The sequence below is a fragment of the Caulobacter sp. S45 genome (assembly GCF_903642205.1).
GTDB lineage: Bacteria > Pseudomonadota > Alphaproteobacteria > Caulobacterales > Caulobacteraceae > CAHJWH01.
The window spans coordinates 1-3,900 of sequence record NZ_CAHJWH010000214.1; the positions used below are offsets into that span (position 1 = coordinate 1).

The 3,900-nt window shown below is 71.1% G+C and carries 3 protein-coding genes and 1 pseudogene; 1 reads left to right on the top strand and 3 read right to left on the bottom strand.

Going from position 1 to position 3,900, the window contains the following annotated elements:
- The 3 genes from HUV06_RS14990 to HUV06_RS15000 all read right to left on the bottom strand — a co-directional run.
- Window positions 1–1,467 (bottom strand): efflux RND transporter periplasmic adaptor subunit (locus HUV06_RS14990; protein ID WP_174302051.1); only part of this gene is annotated, 1,467 nt, incomplete at its 3' end.
- A gap of 358 nt (window positions 1,468–1,825) precedes the next feature.
- A complete protein-coding gene (locus HUV06_RS14995; RefSeq protein WP_217433909.1) occupies window positions 1,826–2,971 on the bottom strand; it encodes an FUSC family protein in 1,146 nt (381 codons plus the stop codon).
- Window positions 2,956–3,342: an endonuclease domain-containing protein gene (locus HUV06_RS15000; protein ID WP_174302052.1), complete on the bottom strand. Its 387-nt coding sequence runs from the start codon at window positions 3,340–3,342 to the stop codon at window positions 2,956–2,958. Before HUV06_RS15000 ends, HUV06_RS14995 begins: the two co-directional genes overlap by 16 nt.
- Before the next feature lie 196 nt (window positions 3,343–3,538).
- On the opposite strand from HUV06_RS15000, the pseudogene HUV06_RS15005 reads away from it, so the two are divergent.
- Window positions 3,539–3,900 (top strand): annotated as a pseudogene (locus HUV06_RS15005) (hypothetical protein); the annotation flags it as partial.

Below are 3,900 nucleotides of genomic sequence, written 5' to 3' on the forward strand. Positions count from 1 at the left end.
CGTGGAGGCGGTCAGCCGCGTCTCGCCCTTCGGACAGCCGGGGGAGCCCTGAGCCGCAGCGCCGCCCGGACCCGCGCCCGCGCCGCCGTGACGATGGCCGCCCTTGCCGCCCCTGCCGCCGGCGAACACCGGGATGCAGTCGCCGGGCAGGAGCACGGCTGCGCCTTCGCGCAGGCGGTCGGTGCCGTCGGTGACGACGGTCTCGCCCGGGTCCACGCCGCTCTGGATGGCGGTGTTGATCGCGTCGGTGTCGCCGGTCTTCACGTTGATGACGGTGACGGTGTGGTGGTTCACTCCGCCCCGTACGCCATAGACGTACAGCCCGTTGGCCCCGCGCAGCACCGCGTTATTGGGCGCGGTCACCGCGTCGTGCAGCGTGTCCACCAGCACCCGCACGTTGACGAACTGCTGCGGGAACAGCGTCCCCGCCCCATTGTCGAAGCGCGCCTTGGCCCGCACCGTGCCGGTGGTCGAGTCCACCTGGCTGTCCAGGGCGAACAGCTTGCCGCGCGCCAGCTCGGTCGCGCCCGTGCGGTCATAGGCCACCACGGGCAGGCTGGCCCCGGTCCGCATCCGCGCCTGCACCTGTGGCAGGTTGTCCTCCGGCAGGGTGAACAGCACGTCCATGGGCGCCAGCTGGGTCACCGTCACGATGCCGGAGCTGGTCAGCGAGTTGGTCGCCGTGGTGTTGGAGACGGTGGAGACGTAGTTGCCCGGATCGATCAGGCGCAGTCCCACCCGTCCGGTCACCGGCGAGGTGACGTGGGCGTAGGCGATGTTCAGCCTGTCGGCGGCGATGGCCCCCTCGTCGGTCTTCACCGTGCCCTCGTCCTGCAAGACCGTTGCGGCCTGCTGGTCCACGGTCTGGCTGGCGATGGAGTCCTGGGACAGCAGCAGGCGATAACGCTTCAGGTCCAGCCGCGCCTGGACCAGCGCCGCCTGGTCGCGCGCCAGCGTGCCTTCGGCCTGGAGCAGGGTGGCCTGGTAGGGGCGAGGGTCGATCTGGGCCAGGAACTGGCCCTTGTGCACCAGCTGGCCCTCCTGGAAGCCCAGGCTCTGCAGGAAGCCGGAGACCTGGCTGGTCACGGTCACGGTGGCCAGCGGCGTCACCGTGCCGAGCTGGTTCAGATAGATCGGCACGTCGGCGCGGGTGACCTGGGCCACGCTCACCGTGGTGGCCATGCCGCCCGCTCCGCCACGACCGCCCCGGCCGTGCCCCGCGCCCGGTCCACCCGCGCTCGACGCACCGCCCCGGGTGGAGGCGAACCAGACGATCAGCGCCACCACCAGGATGAAGACGCCCGCCCACAGCAGCGTGCTCAGCAGGCTGCGGCGCTTGCGCGGCGGCGCGGTGATCGGCCGGGCGCCCGGCGTGTGCTCGCGAGGCGTCCCCTCGCGAGGCGTAGCTTGGCCAGGCATGGCCTCCTGCGGCGTCAGGCCTTCGGCCTGGCGAGTGTCGGTCTCCACGCGCGTCGAACTCCTGCCCGTCCCGGTCTAGCGGACTACGCTTAGGCCTAGAAACACCCGCGCACCACAGCCGGCGCGCCCCGGGCGAACGGCCTAATGACGGCTCGCCCCGGCGAATTTTAGGCGCGAGCCGGTTATTATCTTGCGCCGGCCCAGATGTTGTTGCGCCGGCGCTACAAAGGCGCCGATTCCGCATTCCTGCCACAATGTCGCTTTGACGCCGGGGCGGCGATCCTCTCAAGTGCATACGACCGCGACGGGCTGCACGCCCCTTGGGTCGGAGCGTTTCGAACAGACTTCGGCGCCGTGAGACCGGGGGGTCGGCGGCGCCTGGGGGCAGGGGATGGGGGCGGGCCTTTCAGGTCCGCCCCTTTTCCATTGTGCGCTCACCCGATCCACCGTCGCGGAACCGCCGCCGCTTGGGCCGGCCCAGCGCCGCCTCGTCGATCCGGTCCGCAAGGTCGCCCAGGTGTCCGTACAGGCTCTCCAGGGCGAAGGCGAAGCTGAAGGTCGCCCCCACGGTCTCCAGGTCGAAGCTCGCCGTCAGCCGTTCGCGCCGCAGGTCGTGGACCGCCGCCTGCACCAGGTCGTGCCGCGCGATCAGGTCGCCGCGCTCCACCGTCGCATTGGCCCGCAGCGCCACCCGGCACGCCTCCAGAAAGACCGCGTCCGCCCGCAGCATCCGCGCGCCCGGCTCCGACAGCCGCGCCCGCAGCTCGATCGGCCAGGGCGTCCGCAGCGCACGCCCGATGGCGATCGCCTCGCTCCGCACCCGCCACAGGGTCCGCGGCGTCGCTGGCGACAGGTGGTGGTATCCGAGCCGCGCGGCGCGTTCCCGCTCGGTGTCGTCAACGGCCTGCTCCACCGCGCCGATCTCGGCGCGGATGCGGTCGTGCAGCGGGTGCAGCGCCTCCTGGGTCTCGACCTCGGCCTGCTCCAGCCAGGTGGCGTAGTGGCCGAGCAGTTCGGCGATGGAGGCGAGCACTGACCCGGTCCGCTCGGCCACCACCTGGCGGGAGCGCGCCGGGAAGATCAGCAGCGTCGCCGCCACCCCGATGACGCTGCCGATGCCGATCTCCACCACCCGGTAGGCGGCGGCGTGCAGCGGCCCGAGCTTGCCGGTGCTGCTCAGCAGCATGATGGCCGCGGTGACCGGTGCGACCTTCATGTTCGGCCGTAGCATGGCGACGTAGGCGGTGATCCCCGCCGACAGCACCAGCGCCACGCCCAGTCCCACGGGGCCCAGCCCGAGCGGGCTCAGCGTCCGCAGCGCTGCGGCGCCCCCTCCCACCACCGCCCCCAGCACCGTGCCGTACATCCGGTCCACCGAGGCGCCCACCGTGCCGCCGATGCTCGCCTGCATGACGATCAGCGTGGTGAACACCGCCCAGTAGCCCTGCGGCAGGTCGAGGGTGGCATACAGGACGTAGGCCGCCAGCACCGCGGTCATTACCCGGACGGTGTGGCGCGCCTCGGCGCGGCGGGTGGTCAGGAGGGCGTGCACGGATCGTCATACCCGGGCTCGCCGGACGACCCAACTTCCCCAGGAACGCTCGCGCCGAGGGCGATGAGATGATCTCGATCGGCTGCAGCGGATCTTATGGTCGCGACGACGTCGTCCGGCCCGCCCAGCACATCACGCGCTGCGACGCGGAGCGTGCTGACACCCTGCGCGGCGACCCACCTGTCGCGCCTTGCGTCTCGAAGAAGTTGATCGCCGTGCAGGTGGCCGTCTCCGTCGATCTCCACCGCCAGACGCGCGGCTTCGCAGTAGAAGTCGAGGATGTAGGGGCCGATCGGGTGCTGTCGTCGGAAGCGCAGGCCGGCTTGTCGCTTTCGGAGTGCGATCCATAGAAGCACTTCCGGCAAGGACATCTGTCCTCGTAGCTCCCGCGCCCTGTTCCTCGTCAGTCTCGGCGCGTCCAAGACCCCCTCCGTCGGCTTCGCCGACACCTCCCCCGCCGGGGGAGGATCAGCAGCCCTAAGATGCTCCCCCGGCGGGGGAGCTGTCACGCGGTTGCGTGACTGAGGGGGCTAGCCGCGGTGCGGTGTCGGACCTACCTTCCCGTTCATGGCCCGTTCCGCGAAGTCCGCCCCCGCTCGCGTCAAGCCCGCAGCGATCGCCGCCGCCTTCGAGTCCATGGCCCCTAAGGGCTCCGAGGCGCTGCACGTGGAGGAGGCCTCCGCCAAGTTCATCTTCAACCACCCGGCCGTCGATACGCCCAAGAGCGTGTCCAGCGCCTGGTCCCCGCACAAGCCCGCCCGCCCCACCAAGTCCGAGGGCGGCAAGACCTTCAACCTGGTCTCGTCCTACGAGCCCGCCGGCGACCAGCCCACCGCCATCGCCGAGCTGGTTAAAGGCGTGCAGGCCCACGACGCCGACCAGGTGCTCTTGGGCGTCACCGGCTCGGGCAAGACCTTCACCATGGCCAA

Bases quoted from the DNA above. Each gene is read 5' to 3' on its own strand.
- HUV06_RS15000 (WP_174302052.1), bottom strand. From the start codon at position 3,342: ATGTCCTTGCCGGAAGTGCTTCTATGGATCGCACTCCGAAAGCGACAA.